Genomic DNA, 1,884 nt, shown 5'->3' with positions numbered 1-1,884 from the left:
GGTCGTGACTGCCACACACCTGAGCACGGTGAGCCAGGGTGCACGCCGATACGTTAAAGATAACTACGACACGTTACTGAACCAGGTCAAAGGGGGCGGAAACGTCACGGTAACGGGGCAGACCCTACGGGATAAAGGGTATTTACCGCCGGGTTTTTCCCTGACCAACAATAATACCCAAACCTATATCCTCGCCGTGACGCGCAATCCCACGCAGACCGACAAACTGGTTGCCTTTGTGTTGACGGCCGGCGGTCAGGATATTGCGTTCAAGGGGCAGCGGTATATCGCCCAGAACACCTCTGGTCTTGGGGGATATATCTATCCCGCCAATATTGCCAACGGTGCCGGCGGTGGCTGGCAAGTCAACCTGTCGAGTCTGGGGCTCAGTGGGCAGAGTGGTCACCTGGTGGCCTACCTGACGTCTGATGTATTGGCCGGTGGGGCAGAAGAAAGCGATCGCTTGTATCGTTTCAAAGTTAACGGCCGTCCCGACCTTAACAAGATGCATACTGCAATTGATATGGGCGCCAATGACGTGAATAATGCGAATAATATCACCGCTAACGGGGATATCCGCAGTAATAGCGGCTGGCTTATTACCAAGCATGGTAAAGGTTGGCTCAATGAAGACCACGGCGGTGGGCTTTATATGGATGACAACGACTGGATAAGGTCGGTAAACAATAAAGGCATTTATACCGGTGGCCAACTGAAAGGCGGGACAGTTCGTGCTGATGGGAGGGCATCTGTCGGTGAATATCTGCAACTGGATGGTACGGCAAATGAAGGCTGGGGGTGTAGCCAAAATGGTTTAGTTGGGCGGGCCGCTGATGGTGCTCTTTTATTCTGTCAGAATGGCGTATGGAAAGGCGCAGGGAAAAGTAACGGTTCCTACCAACAATTGGGGTATCACGTCGGTAATTTTTCAGGAAGTAATACAGGAAGTACAACGATGTGGATCACGGCGATGGGTGGACAATCTACGAAGTTTGGTTTGGCGGTTGATGACGGTGCATGTGAAAATACTTATGCACTAGTCGCAAATGTTAATAATTTAACTGTGGCAACAAGTATGAATAATAATATTGGTTGGGCAAAAAGTACAACTATCAATTTCGCCGTGCCCGCTGGCACTAACTACAATATTGTTTCAAATCCTTTGCCTGAACGAGGGTGTAGCCCTGGGCAATTTTGGGTACTGGCCTACCAATAACGTTCACTTCCCGCTTTATTTCCACAGGAACTCAATCTGATGAGAATTCTATTGGTGGTGTCCATCGGGCTGTTGCTCGGCGGATGCACACATAATTCCAAACCGATTTCCCTTGTAACGCCATCAACGCAAATGATAACCGCTGTCCAGAATGTGCAAAATAATAACGTTACGCTCTGGGAGGCGGGTGCTGTTAATGAGGTTCGAAATGCATTTTTTACGCCTGTTATCAATGCTCATTCGCAGCGCGTCACGGTTGACTGGGATGGCGATGCTGTCGAGTTGCTTTCTCATCTGGCCCGCCAGCGTGGAATGACCTTTAACTGGACGGGGGTGCGGCTCCCGCTGCCAGTCAATGTGCACGTCAACGGAGTGACTTACCAAAACCTGTTGCGAATGATTGAAGTCCAGACTGCCTGGCGGGCCACACTGCATGAGTTTCCTGGCCAGCTCACGCTGGCCTTTTCACAACCAGAAAAACCGAGGGGGCGTAGATGAAAAAATCCATTCTGACGCTACTTTTCGTCAATGGCGTACTGTGCGGCCAGGCAGCAGTTGCACAATCCCCTTCAGAGTCTGCACCGCCAGATATGGGCAGTTACCTCAGCCCTTCACAGCCGTCCTCGTCGGATGTGTCGGAAACGCGGCGTCAGCTGCTTGAAGAGGCT

2 protein-coding genes are annotated in these 1,884 nt (G+C 51.1%); both read left to right on the top strand.

Annotated features, from left to right (window positions below; all coding sequences use genetic code 11):
* The coding region (gene pilV / locus A6U95_RS25310; protein ID WP_083196462.1) for a shufflon system plasmid conjugative transfer pilus tip adhesin PilV at positions 1-1,216 on the top strand (1,216 nt) is incomplete at its 5' end.
* Between the two features lie 39 nt (positions 1,217-1,255).
* Positions 1,256-1,714: a DotD/TraH family lipoprotein gene (locus A6U95_RS25305; protein ID WP_065686496.1), complete on the top strand. Its 459-nt coding sequence runs from the start codon at positions 1,256-1,258 to the stop codon at positions 1,712-1,714.
* The last annotated feature ends 170 nt before the right edge of the window (positions 1,715-1,884 follow it).

Origin of the sequence: Serratia sp. 14-2641 (genome assembly GCF_001692375.1) — a bacterium.
Lineage (GTDB): Bacteria > Pseudomonadota > Gammaproteobacteria > Enterobacterales > Enterobacteriaceae > Chania > Chania fonticola_C.
The sequence above is the reverse complement of the archived record's forward strand: the minus strand, read 5'-3'. Positions and strand labels throughout refer to the sequence as shown.

What these genes read in the sequence shown, in the direction of transcription:
- A6U95_RS25305 (WP_065686496.1), top strand. Translation starts at nt 1,256, where the DNA reads ATGAGAATTCTATTGGTGGTGTCCATCGGGCTGTTGCTCGGCGGATGC.